Raw genomic sequence first — 15,157 nt, forward strand, 5'->3', positions numbered from 1 at the left:
AGCGGTGCTGGTTTCAGGGACTGCGCCCGCCGAACCCCCACTGCTTCTTGAGACTCCACTTTGAGTGCCATGAGTACCTTCTAACGTGGGCGCTTGGATCAATACGCCCCAAGCAAATGCTACGCTCGGCCGGCTCGGAATTGGGAGAATTGCCGGTCATTCCAACCGGGCACTCAGATCAGTGGGTGAAGCCCGGATGGTGCTTCTCCACCGGCATCGGACTCTCCAGCCTGTCGAGGTAGGCGGTCTCCTCATCGATCGCGGTCAACAGCCGCGAGGCGAGGTCCAGGCTCAATCCGTTTCGCACCACGATCCGCTGCACGGTGCGGTCGGACAGGTTGTCCGGCATCGGATACGCCGGTACCAGCCAGCCCCTGGCGCGGAGGCGATCGGACAGGTGGTACAGATTCCATTTGTCGGTGTGCCCGGCCTTGAGGCTCCAGGCAAACACCGGGATGTCGGATCCGTCGCTGACGAGGGTGAAGGCGCCGTGCTCCGCGATGCCGTTGGACAGGTACAGCGCAACGTTCTGTGAGGTCTGTTGCACGAGCCGGTAGCCCTCGAAGCCGAGCCGCAGAAACAGGAAGTACTGCAGCAGCACCTGGGCGCCCGGCCTGGAGAAGTTCAGGGCCAGGGTCGGCATGTCTCCGCCGAGATAGCTCACGTTGAAGATCAGCTCCTCCGGCATCAGGTCGCGGCTGCGCCAGACCACCCAGCCCAGCCCGGGGTAGACCAGGCCGTACTTGTGCGCCGAGGTGCTGATCGAGTGCACCCGCTTCAACCTGAAGTCCCAGATCACCTCGGGCTGCAGGAACGGCGCGACCATGCCGCCCGACGCGGCATCGACGTGGATCGGTATGTCCAACCCGGTCGCGGCCTGGATCGCGTCCAGCGCGGCCGCAATCTCCTGTACCGGCTCGTAGATTCCCGTGTAGGTGACGCCCATGATCGCCACGACGCCGATGGTGTTCTCGTCGACGTAGTCGGCCAGGTCGTGCCCGTCCAGGCACGGATGCTCATCGGTCACCGGCACCAGACGCGCTTCGACCTCCCAGTAATTGCAGAACTTCTCCCAGCAGACCTGCACGGCGCTGCTCATCACCAGATTGGGTTTGTCGGTGGGCAGCCCGGCCGCGCGACGGGCCTGCTGCCAGCGACGCTTGAAGGCCAACCCGCCGAGCATGCAGGCTTCGGACGACCCGATGGTCGACGTGCCGATGGTCGTCCGCGGTTCCGGCGCGTGCCAGAGGTCGGCGATGATGTGCCAGCAGTAGTCCTCGATGGCCGCGGTCTGCGGGTACTCGTCCTTGTCGATCATGTTCTTGTCGAACGACTCGGCGTAGAGCCTGCGGGCATAGTCGTCCATCCAGGTGCCCACGAAGGTCGCCAGGTTGAGCCGGGAATTCCCGTCGAGCATGATTTCATCGTGAATGATCTGGTAGGCCGTTTCGGGCCCCATCGGACCGGCCGCCAGCGTGTGGCGGGGGGCGCGGGAGTCTTCACCGGGCCGGGCGAAGAGCGGATTGATCTGCGTGAATTCCGGATTCGTCGACATGGAACACCAGAGTGCCCCCGCACGGTTCTGTGGGCTACCCCTGCCCGCCGCCGCACCGGTGGCGGGGCCCCGCCGCTGGCGCCTGTCCGAGGAGTGACGTACACTCCAAATGTCGAACATTTGTTCGAAGTTACCCGTGGAAGGCGAGCCCATGCCCCAGATTATCGATGCCCCGGTGCAGGTCGAGCTCTCCGCCGACGGCGACCCCCGGGCCTTCGTCTGGGACCGATTCGAACACACCGTCATCGGGCAGCCCCAGGCCGTCTTCACGCGCACCCGGTGGTGGGAGAACACCGGTACGCCCACCCGCATCGATACCGAACTGTGGCGGCTGGATGCCGCCAAGGGCGGCGAGGACCAGCACCGGTACGACCTGCGCCACGATGCCGACGGCACCTGGGTGCTCGCGCTCGACTGGGGGTGACGCCACGATGAGTTTTCCGCACCTGCACGTCGCCAGCGCCTACTCGACGCACTATGGCGTGACCCTGCCGGAGGCCCTCGCCGGGCAGGCGGCCGCCGACGGGGCGACCTTCCTGGCCGTCACCGACCGGGACGGACTGTACGGGGCCGTCAAGCACGTGCGCGCCTGCGTGGCCGCCGGCATCCGCCCGGGGCTCGGTGCCGACCTCGAGGTGCACGACGACGACACCCTGGCACCACTCGGCCGGGTGGTGGTGCTGGCGCACGGCGGCAGTACTGAGCCGAGCAGCACCGGTCAGAGCAGTGCCGGTCGCGGCTACGCGGCGCTCTGCCGGGCCGTCTCCAGCGCCCACGAGACCACGGTGGCCCGGCCCGGCCACCCGCCGAGCATCCCACGCGGCCGCCTCGCCGAGCTGGCCGGCCTGAACTCGTTGACGGTGCTGCTCGGCCCGGCCTCCGATGTCGGCGAGGCCGTCGAGCGCCGGGACAACCCGGGAGCCCGGGCGAACCTTGTTCAGTGGCAACGGATCATGCCACCCCAGTCGCTCGCCATCGAGGTCGTCTGCCATCTCGCCGAACCGGGTATGCCGGGCAGCGTCGCACCGGCCACGCGCATGCTCGCCCTCGCCGAGTACGCCAGGCTGCCCGCCGTGCTCAGCAACGCGGTGCGCTATGGCACCGCCGATGAGGCGGTGACCGCCGACCTCGCCGATGCGGCCAGGCACCTCACGCCGCTCGCCCAGCTGCAGGAGGTCACGAGCCTGCAGGTCAACGGCCAGGCCTGGTTGAAGCCGGCGGCCGCCATGCGGCAGGTGGCCCGCATGGTGGTCGACGCCGGGCAGCACAGCGACGGAGCGCTGGCCCGGCTGCTGCGCGACACCCACGACCTCGCGGAGCGCTGTGCGCTCGACCCCGTCGGCGACATCGGGCTCGGCCGGCCGCGGATGCCGGAGGCCAGCGTGATCGGGGTCACCCGCGACCCGCTCGCCGAGCTGTGGGCCCGCGCCCGCCACGGCATCGACGAACGTTACGCCGACGCCGGGGGCCGCGGACTCACGGCGGCCCACGACAGGCTCGCCCACGAGATGGCGACGGTGGAATCGCTCGGCTTCGCCAGCTATTTCCTCACGGTGGCCACAGTCGCCGACATCGTGCGCGACATGGGCATCCGCATCCAGGCCCGCGGCTCCGGGGTCGGTTCGGTGCTCAACTACGCCCTGCACACCTCATCGGTGGAACCGATCGGCAACGGCCTGCTCTGGGAACGCTTCCTCTCCCCCGAACGGCAGACGCTGCCAGACATCGACCTCGATGTGGAATCGGCCAGGCGGCACGACATCTACCGGAAGGTCTTCGAGACCTTCGGCGCCAGCAGGGTCTCGCTGATGTCGATGACCAACGCCTACCGCGGTCGCGGCGCCGTGCGGGACGCGGGTCTGGCCCTGGGCATGCCGGACACCCAGGTCGCCACGATCGCCAAGCAGATGTGGCGGTTCAACGCCCGCGATTTCCGTGCGGCCCTGGCCGAGAAGCCGGAGCTGGAGGAGCTGGCCGCCGAGGTTCGGGAGTCGGCGCAGCTCGATCTGCTGGTGGACCTCACGGCCCGGCTCGACAGGCTGCCCAGGCACATCTCGGTGCATCCCTGCGGTGTCATCCTCTCCGACGCCTCGCTGCTGGATCGCACCCCGGTGCAGGCGAGCGGGATGGGCCTGCCGATGTCGCAGTTCGACAAGCACGACATGGACCCGATGGGCCTGATCAAGCTCGACATCCTCGGCGTCCGCATGCAGTCGGCCATGGCGCACGCCGTGGAGGAACACCATCGGCTCACCGGCGAGCACATCGACCTGGACCGGGTGCCGCTGGACGACCCGGCCACCTTCGAACTCATCCGCTCCATCCGCACCCTGGGCATCTTCCAGATCGAGTCCCCCGGTCAGATGGAGCTGGTGGGCAAGCTGCAGCCGGAGGTGTTCAACGACCTCACCGTGGAGATCTCGCTGTTCCGCCCCGGCCCGATGCAGAACAACATGCCGTTGCGCTACCTCGAGGCCCGGCACGGCGAGGTCGCCCCGGACTACATCCATCCCCGTTTCGAACCCATCCTGCGCGAGACCAACGGCGTGGTCATCTTCCACGAACAGGTGATGCGCCTCTTCGACGAGCTCACCGGATGCGGGCTCGGCCACGCCGACGTGCTGCGCCGGCACCTGGGCAAGCCGGAGCAGCTGAGCGTCATCGAGGCGTACGTGCGCGAGAACGCCCTCGGCCGCGGGTTCGACGCCCGCACCATCGACCGGGTCTGGACGGTGCTGGCCGGATTCGGCAGCTTCGGCTTCGCCAAGGCGCACGGAGCGGCGTTCGCCCTGCCCACCTACCAGTCAGCCTGGCTGAAGACCCATCATCCGGCGGCGTTCCTGGCCGGATTGCTCACCCACGATCCGGGCATGTGGCCCAAAGACCTGCTCGTGGCCGAAGCACGGGTGCTCGGCGTGCCGGTTCTCGGCCTCGACGTGCAGCACAGCGCCCTGGACTACAGGGTGGAGTCCGTCGGCGCCGGCCAGGGCATCCGGATGCCGCTGCCCGAGCTGAGCGGATCGAGCGACGCCGAGCGCGCCCGCATCGTGCGGCACCAGCCGTTCACGTCACTGCAGGACTTTCGGGACCGGGTGCACCCGCGTCGGCGCACCTTCGAGGCCCTCGCCCGCGTCGGCGCGTTGGACAGCTTCATCGATCACGATCGCACCCGCCGGCACGAGCTGCTCGCGCACATCCAGTCGCTGCGGGGCACCGCCATCACCATCGCCGACGACCAGCTCGCCTTCGAAGTGCCGTTGCCGGTGCTGGACTACGAGGGTCCGCGCTTCGACACCGTCACCTCGCTGCAGCTGCGCGGGCGCACCCAGTCCGACCTCGAGCTGCTCGACACCGGGCTGGCCGTCGCCGGCCACCGGATGCGCAAGTACTACCCGCTGTTCGCCGAGCTCGGCGTCACCCCGGCCGCCCAACTGGCCACCCTGCCCGGCGGCACCGACGTGCTCCTGGCCGGCGTGCGCCGGGCCACGAACACTCCGCCGATGCGGGACGGGCGCCGGGTGGTGTTCGTCAGCCTCGACGACGGCACCGGGCCGGTGGCCAACGTGGTGTTCTTCCACGACGCCCAGGAGCGCATCGGCGGCGGCGTCTTCCAGACCGAGCTGATGCTGGTGCGTGGTCGCACCCGCCGCTCCGGCGCCCGCGGGGTCTCGGTGACGGGTGAGGGCATGTGGGACCTGGTCACAGTCGCCAGGGACCGGGCCAGGGAACAGGCCAAAGCCCTCAAAGCGGCCAGGGCGGCGGCGTTGCTGGACACCGAACCAGCCGTCGCCGAGGGGGCGGCGGCCACCGCGGCGGCCCGGCAGCCGATACGGCGGGCTGCCGGCTCCGGAACGACTGAATTCGACCTGTGGCAGAGTGCCTAGTCATTCCCCTCGGGAACGTCCGGTTCCGGTTCGTCCTGCCCGGTGTCGTCTCCCCCGACATCCTCATCCGCATCTGCATCCGCGTCTTCGTCCTCCGCTACCGCCGGAGGCGTGATGAACACCCCGGGGAACGGATCGCCACCGTACTTCGCGTTCGCCACCGACATCACGGCCGGCCACATCCGGTGCCGCGCGGTGGCGGCGGGCCCGCTCTCGAAGTTGATTGCGCGCTGATTGGCGTTCCCGGTGACGGTGACGACGCCGACGACGGTGGCGACCTTGCTGCTCGCTCCGCTCATCCAGGTGTCCTTGGCGCCGTCGGTGGTTCCGGTCTTGCCGAACATCGGCACCCACGGCACCGTGCTGGTGTTCGACTGCACCGCGGTGCCCCTCGCCATCACCTGGCTGAGAGCCCACACCAGCTGATGGTTGGCGTCCGACAGCATGGACTGCTCGCACCGCGAGATCGGGATCGGCACCTCGGTGCCGTCGGCGCCGATCATGCGGTCGATCACGATCGGTGTGCAGGTGGCACCGTTGTTGGCGATGCCGGCGAAGGCGACGGCCATGCTCAGCGGGGCGATCTCGTTCGTGCCGATCACGGACGCCGCGCTCTGGCTCAGCGGTTCGCCGTCGGCGCGGTGCACTCCGAAGGCCTCGGCCATCTTCCGGATCCCGCAGAGGTCGAGCCGCTTGGCCATGGCGATGAACCCCGTGTTGATCGAGCCGATGGTGGCCTCCAGCGCGCTGTAGTTGCCACCGGATTCGTTGGCGTCGTTCTTGGGGCTCCAGCCCTCCGAATCGTAATTCTGTGGGCCGAGGCAACTGTCGTTGAAGGTGCCCCACGCGGATCTGGGCGCGGAGTCGACACGCTCGTCCAGGCTGTGGCCGGTGTTCAGCCAGTCCGCGAGGGTGAAGACCTTGTAGGTGGAGCCGGGCTGGAACCCGCTGGACCCCCCGGCGACAAAGTCGGTGTTGTAGTTCACGCTGCTCCAGTTGCTCCCGGTGGCCTGCACCTCGGGGTCCTGGCTGTAGTCCTTGTTCTGCGTCATGGCGAGGACCCGGCCGCTGCCGACCTCGACGCTCGAGATGACGGCGCCCACGTCCCAGCCGGCGCGGATCTTCGGCACGTTTTCGTTCATCGTCGAGATCGCCGCGTTCTGAAGGTCGAGGTCGAGGGTGGTGTACACGTCGAAGCCGCCGCGGCGGATGTTCTTGATCCGGGCATCCTCGTCGGCGCCGAAAACGGGGTCGTTCGCCAGGACATGGATCACGTAGTCACAGAAGTACGCGTTTGCCCCGGCGGTCTGGCATCCGGTACTGGGCTCATGGATGATCGGCTCGATGGGGGCCGCCATGGCCTCATCGAACTCGGCCTGGGTGATCTTGCCGTATCTGAGCATCTCCCCGAGGATGTAGTCGCGGCGCTGCCGGTTGTCCTGGTAACCATTGGCCGCGCCATTGGTCTCGCTGGCCGGCCGGTCGAGCCTGAACTTGCCCGGGTTGTTCACGATGGCGACGAGGCTGGCCGCCTGTGCCACCGTGAGGCCGGACGCCGTGCTCCCGTAGTAGTAGGCGGCCGCGGCCTCGATGCCGTACACGCGGCCACCGAAGCCGGCGATGTTGAGGTACTGGCGCAGGATGTCGTTTTTTGCGTACTTCTTCTCCACGCCGATCGCCAGTCGCATCTCCTTGAGCTTGCGTGACGCCGTCGTCACCGTGGCCGCCGCGTAGCAGTCCGAGATCTCTTCCTGGCTGGGCAGCATCTCGCACTTCTGCACCAGCACGTTCTTGACGTATTGCTGGGTGATCGACGACCCGCCCTGCACGCTGCCCCGGAATGCCGTCGTCAACGCACCGCGCATGGTTCCCTGCAGGTCGACGCCGCCGTGGTCGTAGAACCGGGGGTCTTCTCCGGCGATCGCTGCGTCCTTCACGTTCTGGCCGATATCGTCCCAGCCGACCTCGACCCGGTTCTGGTCGTACAGGGTCGCGAGCAGGATCGGCGCTCCATCCGTGCCGGTGGCGTAGATGTTGCTGCGTTGGGCGAGCGGCTCGATCTCCAGGTAGTCCGGCAGGGTCTCGAAGACGTTGATCGTGCTGGTCGCCGCCACACCGGTGAGCGCCAGGACCGGTGTCAGGCTCACGGTGACCAGCAGTCCGGCGATGGCGCTCGTTGCGACCAGGCCGATCAGGCCGCCGACGACACCACCGAAGGATCGCGGTGGCGTGACTCCGGTTCCGTTCATGCCGTTGGTGCCGTTGCTCACCATTCTGAGTTCACCATGGTTCCGACGTCCGCCCCTCCACACCAGGCACGCCCAATCGCGCCAGTAGTCGTCTACTCAATGCCGCTCGGGAACGGTTCGCTAGGGGCTTGCCGAACCCCTCGAACAGGGGCAGTGCACCGCCGCACGGACGGCGCGGGTTTCGCGCGGCGTTAGAGTTGCGTGTCACGTTCTCTGGAGGAAAGATGGCCGGACCGGCAATGCCCAATGTGCCCAGCAGGCGCAACGTCAAGGTGCTCACGGATGCGATCACCGCCCTGGAATCCGGAACCGGCGTGTCCGCGATGTTCCTGACCAAGCGCTACGGCGCCTTCACGATCGACGGCACCGCATTCATCTCCGCGTCGGTCAAGACGCTCACCGTCGGCGGTCGCTCCATCGAGCAGAACCTCAAGCCACACAAGTCGCTGCAGGCTCTGCGCACGCTTGAACCGAGCGAGGATGACACGACAGACGAGGCCCAGGGCGTCGCGCAGGATGCCGGCACACCCGCCGTGGCGCACGGCGACCTCATCTCGGTGCTCTTCGTCGACCCGGCCTACGGGCCGTTCACCGTCACCGGGGTGGGTGTCGCGTCGACGGTGAGCGATGTGGTGCTCGTCGGCGGCTGGTTCGTCAGCCGGGCCGGCACCACGGCTCCCCGCGTCGTGAGCGTTGAGGTGTTGGCCGCGAGCGGCACCCACGAGTACCCGCTGCCGCCGCGGATCGTGAGTTGGGGCGAGGACACCGAAGGCGCGACCGAGTACTGAAGCCCCTTAACCGCGAAACGACCCGGCAGCGCATGCTGCCGGGTCGTTCGTGAAGCGGGGACGACTACGCGCGAACGCCCGTGGCCGTGGTCTTCTTGGGCCAGGCCGGAGCGAGGGTCAGGATGGCCCAGCCGAACAGGCCGGACAGGACGCCCATGCCGATGGCGAAGGCCGAGACACCGAACGACACCACAGAGGTGAAGAGCGAGGTGCGCAGGAACGACGCGTTCATGACCGTCGCGCGCAGCGGGTCTTCCTTGTCGAGTTCGGCGTAGGTCTTGCCCTCGGCCATGTCCAGCGCGTGGTGGTTGATGATGTCGGCCTGCGCGAAGGCGGAGAACGGTCCGACGACCGGGGCGCCGGCGAGGAACGCGGCGTCCTCGGAGACGGTGATCTTTTCGGCGGAGAGCTGCGAGCTGACAACGCCCCAGACCACACCTCCACCGATGATCATGACGACGGCGCCGAGAATTCCGGCCCAGCCGATGAGCTTGAGGACCTTGACCTTGGTGGCTCCCAGGGTGGTGGCCGGAACGGTTGCTGTTGACACGATGTTGCCTTTCGTTGCGATTCTGAAGATACTCACAGTCTGGCAGCATCCGGTTTTCCCAGTCAGGGTACAAAGTCCCTGGCTTCAAATTCGGAACACTTAAGGTGCTGATCAGCGCGAAAACGGCCTCACACATTTATATGCGTAAGGCCGATATTCGTCGGTGTGTCAGATGTCGGAGCCCTAGAAGACCGTAAGTCCCCGCGCCTCGAACTGCCCGCGCACCCTGTTGAGCACATCGTTCTCCGGCGGGTGCACGCCATGCAGCGGGTACGGGATGCTCAGGCGGTCCCACTTGTCTTCGCCCATCTGGTGGAAGGGCAGGACCTCGACGCGCTGAACGTTGGGCCAGTTCGCGATGATGTCGACGACGGCTTCGACGTTGTCGACGGCGTCTGTGAGCCCGGGTACCAGAACGAAACGCGCCCAGACCGGGATGTTGCGCTCGGCGAGCCTGTCGCCGAACGCGATCGTCGGTGCGAGTTCGCGGCCGGTGACCTTTTTGTAGGTCTCCGGCAGGCCCGACTTGACGTCGAGCAGCACCAGGTCGACGTTGTCGAGGAGTTCGTCGGAGGCGCTCTTGCCGAGGTAGCCGGAGGTGTCCAGGGTGGTGTGCACGCCCAGGGCGTGCGCCTCCTTGAACATCCGTTTCACGAACGCGGGCTGCATCAGCGGTTCGCCGCCGGAGATGGTGAGGCCACCGTTGGTGGCCTTGAAGACCCCCAGGTAGCGGGTCATGCGGGCGACGAGGTCCTCGATGGGCGTGACCAGGCCGTCGCGCATCTTCCAGGTGTCGGGGTTGTGGCAGTACTGGCAGCGCAGCAGGCAGCCGGAAAGGAACAGGGTCATGCGGGTGCCGGGGCCGTCAACGGCCGTCACGAGCTCCCAGGAATGCACGCTGGCGACGGTGCCTTCGCGGATTGCCTTCATTTCGAGGGTGTGCAGTTCGGCCTTGCGGTCGACGTCGTTCAGGGCACTGATCTCGTCGGCCACGTCGACCGAGAGGTCAACGTGCTCGACGACAACAGGACAGGCAACGCTAGGGAAGCCGAGGTTGATTGCGGTCATGGTCTCGTCCTACCTAGCGTTGCCGGTCATCTGTTAAGGGTGTTCTTTTAGTGCGAGTGGAACGTGCGGCTGATGACATCCATCTGCTGCTCGCGGGTGAGCCGGACGAAGTTCACCGCGTAGCCGGAGACGCGAATCGTCAGCTGCGGGTAGTTTTCCGGGTGCTCCATGGCGTCTTCGAGAGTCTCTTTGTTGAGCACGTTGACGTTCAGGTGGTACCCGCTGGCCGAGGTGAACGCGTCGAGCAGTCCGACCAGGCTGGTGATCTGCTCATCCTTGGTGTGGCCGAGACCGCTGGGAACAACGGTGTTGGTCAGCGAGATGCCGTCCTGCGCTTCACTGTACGGGAGCTTGGCGACGCTGAGCGCCGATGCGAGCATGCCGTGTGTGTCGCGGCCGTTCATCGGGTTGGCACCCGGAGCGAACGGCTCACCCTTACGACGGCCGTCCGGCGTGTTGCCGGTGGCCTTGCCGTAGACCACGTTGGACGTGATCGTCAGGATCGACTGGGTGTGGATGGCGTCGCGGTAGGTCGGGTGCTTGCGGATCATCGTCATGAAGCGTTCCATGACGTCGATCGCGATGGCGTCGACCCTGTCGTCGTCGTTGCCGAAGGCGGGGTAGTCGCCCTCGACGGTGTAGTCGACAACCAGGCCGGTCTCGTCGCGCACCGGGCGGACCGTGGCGTACTTGATGGCGGACAGCGAGTCGGCAACCACGCTCAGGCCGGCGATGCCGCAGGCCAGGGTGCGGATGATCTCCTTGTCGTGCAGTGCCATCTCGAGGCGCTCGTACGCGTACTTGTCGTGCATGTAGTGGATGCAGTTCAGCGCGGTGACGTAGGTCTCGGCGAGCCACTCGAGGGTCTCGAGGTAGGCCGGGAAGACGGTGTCGTAGTCGAGGACCTCGTCGGCGTTGGGCTGGGTGGCCGGTGCGATCTGCTTGCCGGACACCTCGTCGCGGCCGCCGTTGATCGAGTACAGCAGCGCCTTGACGGCGTTGACGCGGGCTCCGAAGAACTGCATCTGCTTGCCGACGCGCATCGGCGAGACGCAACATGCGATCGCGGCGTCGTCACCCATCTCGTTGCGGATGAGTTCGTCGGACTCGTACTGGATGGCCGACGTGTCGATCGAGACCTGGGCGCAGAAGCGCTTGAAGCCCTCGGGCAGCTTGTCGCTCCAGAGCACGGTCAGGTTCGGCTCCGGTGCGGGGCCCACGTTGTACAGGGTCTGCAGGAAGCGGAACGCGGTCTTGGTTACGAGCGGGCGACCGTCTTCACCGATGCCGGCGAGCGACTCGGTGACCCAGGTGGGGTCGCCGGCGAAGATGTCGTCGTACTCCGGGGTGCGGAGGAACCGGACGATGCGCAGCTTGATGACGAGGTCGTCGATGAGCTCCTGGGCGCCGGATTCGGTCAGGGTGCCGGCCTTGAGGTCGCGCTCGATGTAGGCGTCGAGGAAGGCCGCGTTGCGGCCGAACGACATTGCCGCACCGTTCTGCTCCTTGACCGCACCGAGGTACGCGAAGTACAGCCACTGAACGGCTTCCTTGGCGGTGGTGGCGGGCTTGGAGATGTCGGAACCATAGCTGGCCGCCATCTGCACCAGTTCCTTGAGGGCCCGGATCTGCTCCGAGTTCTCTTCGCGGGCACGGATGATGTCCTCGGTCGAGGGCTCCATGTCCAGCTCGGCGCGGTCGTTCTTCTTGCCGGCGATGAGGGCGTCGACGCCGTAGAGGGCGACGCGGCGGTAGTCACCGATGATGCGGCCGCGGCCGTAGGCATCCGGGAGTCCCGTGATCAGGTGGCTGCTGCGCGCACGACGCACACCGGGAGGGTAGACGTCGAAGACCGCGGTGTTGTGGGTCTTGCGGTAGTCGGTGAAGATCGTCTCGAGCTCGGGCGACACGGGGTAGCCGTAGGTCTCGAGGGAGGTGGCGACCATGCGCCAGCCGCCGAACGGCATGATCGCACGCTTGAGCGGCGCATCCGTCTGGAGTCCGACGATGACCTCGTTGGCCTCGTCGATGTAGCCGGGCTTGTGCGCGGTGATGGACGACGGGGTGGTCGCGTCGATGTCGTAGACGCCCTTTTCGCGCTCGACCGGGAACATCGCGGACAGCTTTGCCCAGATGCCGGTGGTGCGCTCGGTGACGCCGGCGAGGAAGCTCGCGTCGCCGAGGTACGGCGTGTAGTTGCGCTGGATGAAGTCGCGCAGGTTGATCGAGTCCTGCCACGGGCCGCTGACGAATTCGGCGGGGCCGGTTTCTGCAAGACCCTGCTGGTCGCTTCGGATGCCATCTGTGACGGTCATATGGTGTGCTCTCCTTGTAGGATCGAGGCTTTCCCGCTGACGGGGGTGTTTATCCCACGGTGCGGGCCTTGAGAGCAGGACCACGAGGTCCCAGCTGTTGCCACGGTGCCGGTGGTTCGCCCTCTATTTGGAACACTACCCTCCGAGAAGGCCCGTCAACCGGGACCTTGGTCCCGTATTCACCTCCAGTTGGGGGGTGTCATCCGGGGGTGATCGAGCGCAGTTCGAACTCCCGCACCGGCTGAGCGGAGCTGGCCGCGCAGGTGCTGAGCAGCGGCGCCGACAGGCTCTCGGCGAGCCGCACCGCGAGCTGTTTTCCGCCGTGGTTGAAGCTCACGGTGTGCACTCCCCCTGATTCCGTCCAGGACTTGTAGTCGAAGGCGTCGATTCGGTCGTCGCCCCGGTTCGCCCGGGCGAACGCCGCTGCCGCTTGCACCACATTGGGCAGCGAGCTGCGGCCCCGGAACCAGCGCGGTTCGATGCGGCCGTCGAGGTAGGCGTCGACCAGGTCTGGGGCTTCGGCGCCGGTCACCCGGCCGTAGTACAGGCCGTGTGGGAACAGGATCAGGGTGGCCGCGAACCTGTCTCCGCCCAGGTGCGAGCATTCCCAGGTGGCGGCCGGGTAGGCCTGGGCGAGCGCGGTGACCACCGGCCGCCCCTTCACGGCGCAGCACTGGTCGTGCCGGGCATGGGTGCACACGCAGATGAGCGGCTCGGTCGACGGCGTGCCGCTCGCCCCGTCCAACGGAACCTGCAACAGCTCGGCGGGATCGGACACCATCCCCCAGTGCACCCGTTCGTGGCCGACCCTGGCGTCAACGGCCGCCCACCGCCACTCGGTCTGGGCTCGCCGTTGGTGCGCACTACGGCCGGTGCGACGGATGGCCAGCGGGCGGATGCCCGCGGATTCGACGCGGGTCACCAGGGCCCGGGCGAGTGCGGGGTCAAGCGGCGACTGCAGGAACGCGTGTGCGCCCCAGGCCCCGTCGACCTCGACGAGGAACCAGCGTTCGCCGTAGCCGGCCGTGCCGGGGAGCGGATCGCCGCGCTCCAGCGAGCGATCGCTGCACGGCAACCAGCCGGGGGCGGAGGGGAGGCTCATCGCACCACCAGGACACCCTCGCGCACCAGGCGGCGGGCCACCACGAGCGAGGACGCCGCATCCAGTCCGTCCAGGCCGCCGGCCTGCACGGTCTGCCCGGTGAGGATCTGCGTCAGGGCGTCGGCGGCCTCCGCCGGGAGCGTCACCGTCTTGTCCGGCAGTGCGAGGGACACCTCACCGGGGTTCGGGCCCGGCCGGGACCGGGCGCCGAGCCCCTGTCGCAGACTCACGGTGGTGGCCTCGTGCAGGGCTGTTGCTGCCGCTGTGGTCGCCAGGGGTGCGATCGGCTCGGCTCGGGTGGAGGCTCGCACGCGGCGGGCCAGTCGCCGGGACACCGCCTGGGCCGGCGTGGGGTCCGCCGGGGCCGGGTCCGCGCCGGTGAACCGGGCGAAGTCGTCGACGGTGTCGGCCAGCAGGGCGCCGACGGCCTGGGCATCCGTGAGGTCGATGCCCAGGGGAAGGGCGGCGCGCAGGCTCTCGGCGGCCGCCGCGTGCGCGACCGCCTCGCGCAGCACGTCGTGGCGGGTGAGGGCGGCGACGCCGATGGTCAGGTGGATCGAGGTGCCGCGCAGCGCCGTCGCCGAGTGGATCCAGCCCCGGGGCAAATAGAGCACGTCGTTGGGCCGGAAGACCTCGTCGATGGCCGGATCGTTCTGGGCCTGCAGCTCCACGACACGGCGATGATCGGTCCACGGCTGGTCGCGGAGTGGTCGCGAGTGCACCGGCGGGTGGATGAGCCAGCGCTTCTCCCCCGTGATCTGAAGAACGAAGACATCGTGCACGTCGTAGTGCGCATCGAACCCGCGCTCGGAGGCCGGGGTGACGTAGGCGTTCACCTGGACAGGGTGCCCGAGGTCGCTCGCCAGCCGCCGGGTGAATTCGGCCAGCGGAGGCCAGGTGCGATGCAGCCCCTGGAGCACCAGGGTGGCTCCGTCGGTGAACTCGTCGAGCACCTTGTCGGCGCTGACCTGATCGGCGACCTCGGCACCCAGGCCGCCCGGTGCGGTGAACCGGCCGGGGTCGAGCACTGTGCCCTCCCGCGCCATGCGCACAAACGGGGTGCGCAGGCCCCGGTGGGCGACCAGCTCGTCGACGGCGTCTGCCGAGAAGAGGTCATCGAACCTGCCCGGCAGTGCGGCGGCGCGGGTGAAGAGCGGCCGGCGGTCCCAGTAGTCGGTGGCGAAGACATCCGGCGATACCGGGAGCAAGCGCGCGAGCGCGGGACGATCGCTCGCCCCGCGCCCCTCGCTCGTCATCAGGCGGTTCCGTCGGCGCCGCCGTCGTGACCTTCTGGATTGGCGCCGCCGTCCGCGATGCCCTCGCTCGAGGCGGAGCCGTCGGCCCCACCGTCGTGGCCCGCCGGGTTGGCGCCGCCGTCCGCGGTGCCTTCTCCGGCGTCCGCGGTTCCGTCGGCACCGCCGTCATGGCCCGCCGGGTTGGCGCCGCCATCGGCCGTGCCTTCGTTCGGATCCGCGCCGGATGTCGTGATGTCGTCGTCGTTGATGCCCACTGGATACCTCCGTAGCCGTAACCGGGCGCCGGCTGACGCCCAAGGTGATAGTACGTCGCAGCTCGCCCCGATGGCAGTGCCCGGCAAGAAATCACCGTCGGTTGAGCCTGTCGAGCCCGGTGACCCAGAATCCGGA

The 15,157-nt window shown here is 67.8% G+C and carries 11 protein-coding genes; 3 read left to right on the plus strand and 8 right to left on the minus strand.

The features are described 5' to 3' along the window. Positions 1-178: 178 nt before the first annotated feature. Positions 179-1,555: a glutamate decarboxylase gene (locus CXY76_RS12210; protein WP_104164810.1), complete on the minus strand. Its 1,377-nt coding sequence runs from the start codon at positions 1,553-1,555 to the stop codon at positions 179-181. 151 nt (positions 1,556-1,706) lie between these two features. Between CXY76_RS12210 and CXY76_RS12215 the strand changes: the two genes are divergently transcribed. After that, complete coding sequence (locus CXY76_RS12215; RefSeq protein WP_104164812.1) at positions 1,707-1,979, plus strand: hypothetical protein; 273 nt, start codon at positions 1,707-1,709, stop codon at positions 1,977-1,979. Positions 1,980-1,986: 7 nt separating this feature from the next. Beyond that, positions 1,987-5,439, plus strand: a complete 3,453-nt coding sequence (locus CXY76_RS12220; RefSeq protein WP_104164814.1) for a DNA polymerase III subunit alpha — start codon at positions 1,987-1,989, stop codon at positions 5,437-5,439. Here CXY76_RS12220 and CXY76_RS12225 read toward each other — a convergent pair. Further along, complete coding sequence (locus tag CXY76_RS12225) at positions 5,436-7,712, minus strand: transglycosylase domain-containing protein (RefSeq protein WP_104164816.1); 2,277 nt, start codon at positions 7,710-7,712, stop codon at positions 5,436-5,438. The two genes, CXY76_RS12220 and CXY76_RS12225, sit on opposite strands and share 4 nt — an antisense overlap. 200 nt (positions 7,713-7,912) lie before the next feature. Between CXY76_RS12225 and CXY76_RS12230 the strand changes: the two genes are divergently transcribed. Then, positions 7,913-8,476, plus strand: a complete 564-nt coding sequence (locus CXY76_RS12230; protein WP_146073445.1) for a hypothetical protein — start codon at positions 7,913-7,915, stop codon at positions 8,474-8,476. A gap of 64 nt (positions 8,477-8,540) precedes the next feature. Here CXY76_RS12230 and CXY76_RS12235 read toward each other — a convergent pair whose 3' ends face one another. The 6 genes from CXY76_RS12235 to CXY76_RS12260 form a co-directional block, all read right to left on the minus strand. Beyond that, positions 8,541-9,026 carry an aromatic ring-opening dioxygenase LigA gene (locus CXY76_RS12235; RefSeq protein ID WP_088457954.1) on the minus strand — a complete coding sequence of 162 codons (486 nt, stop codon included), beginning with the start codon at positions 9,024-9,026 and terminating at the stop codon, positions 8,541-8,543. Between the two features lie 183 nt (positions 9,027-9,209). Then, a complete protein-coding gene (gene pflA / locus CXY76_RS12240; RefSeq protein WP_104164819.1) occupies positions 9,210-10,094 on the minus strand; it encodes a pyruvate formate-lyase-activating protein in 885 nt (294 codons plus the stop codon). A 47-nt stretch (positions 10,095-10,141) separates the two neighbouring features. Beyond that, positions 10,142-12,409, minus strand: a complete 2,268-nt coding sequence (pflB, locus tag CXY76_RS12245; RefSeq protein ID WP_104164821.1) for a formate C-acetyltransferase — start codon at positions 12,407-12,409, stop codon at positions 10,142-10,144. 199 nt (positions 12,410-12,608) lie between these two features. Then, complete coding sequence (locus CXY76_RS12250) at positions 12,609-13,511, minus strand: sucrase ferredoxin (protein ID WP_104164823.1); 903 nt, start codon at positions 13,509-13,511, stop codon at positions 12,609-12,611. Continuing rightward, positions 13,508-14,767, minus strand: a complete 1,260-nt coding sequence (locus CXY76_RS12255; protein ID WP_104164825.1) for a cupin domain-containing protein — start codon at positions 14,765-14,767, stop codon at positions 13,508-13,510. The genes CXY76_RS12250 and CXY76_RS12255 overlap by 4 nt, the downstream gene beginning before the upstream one ends. Next, positions 14,767-15,021, minus strand: a complete 255-nt coding sequence (locus tag CXY76_RS12260) for a BatC protein (RefSeq protein ID WP_104164827.1) — start codon at positions 15,019-15,021, stop codon at positions 14,767-14,769. Before CXY76_RS12260 ends, CXY76_RS12255 begins: the two co-directional genes overlap by 1 nt. Between the last annotated feature and the right edge of the window lie 136 nt (positions 15,022-15,157).

Origin of the sequence: Cryobacterium sp. N22 (genome assembly GCF_002929555.1) — a bacterium.
Lineage (GTDB): Bacteria > Actinomycetota > Actinomycetes > Actinomycetales > Microbacteriaceae > Cryobacterium.

Excerpts from the sequence above, each read along its gene's own strand:
- CXY76_RS12210 (WP_104164810.1), bottom strand. The coding sequence starts at position 1,555 with ATGTCGACGAATCCGGAATTCACGCAGATCAATCCGCTCTTCGCCCGG.
- CXY76_RS12215 (WP_104164812.1), top strand. The coding sequence starts at position 1,707 with ATGCCCCAGATTATCGATGCCCCGGTGCAGGTCGAGCTCTCCGCCGAC.
- CXY76_RS12220 (WP_104164814.1), top strand. The coding sequence starts at position 1,987 with ATGAGTTTTCCGCACCTGCACGTCGCCAGCGCCTACTCGACGCACTAT.
- CXY76_RS12225 (WP_104164816.1), bottom strand. The coding sequence starts at position 7,712 with ATGGTGAGCAACGGCACCAACGGCATGAACGGAACCGGAGTCACGCCA.
- CXY76_RS12230 (WP_146073445.1), top strand. The coding sequence starts at position 7,913 with ATGGCCGGACCGGCAATGCCCAATGTGCCCAGCAGGCGCAACGTCAAG.
- pflA (WP_104164819.1), bottom strand. The coding sequence starts at position 10,094 with ATGACCGCAATCAACCTCGGCTTCCCTAGCGTTGCCTGTCCTGTTGTC.
- pflB (WP_104164821.1), bottom strand. The coding sequence starts at position 12,409 with ATGACCGTCACAGATGGCATCCGAAGCGACCAGCAGGGTCTTGCAGAA.
- CXY76_RS12250 (WP_104164823.1), bottom strand. The coding sequence starts at position 13,511 with ATGAGCCTCCCCTCCGCCCCCGGCTGGTTGCCGTGCAGCGATCGCTCG.
- CXY76_RS12255 (WP_104164825.1), bottom strand. The coding sequence starts at position 14,767 with ATGACGAGCGAGGGGCGCGGGGCGAGCGATCGTCCCGCGCTCGCGCGC.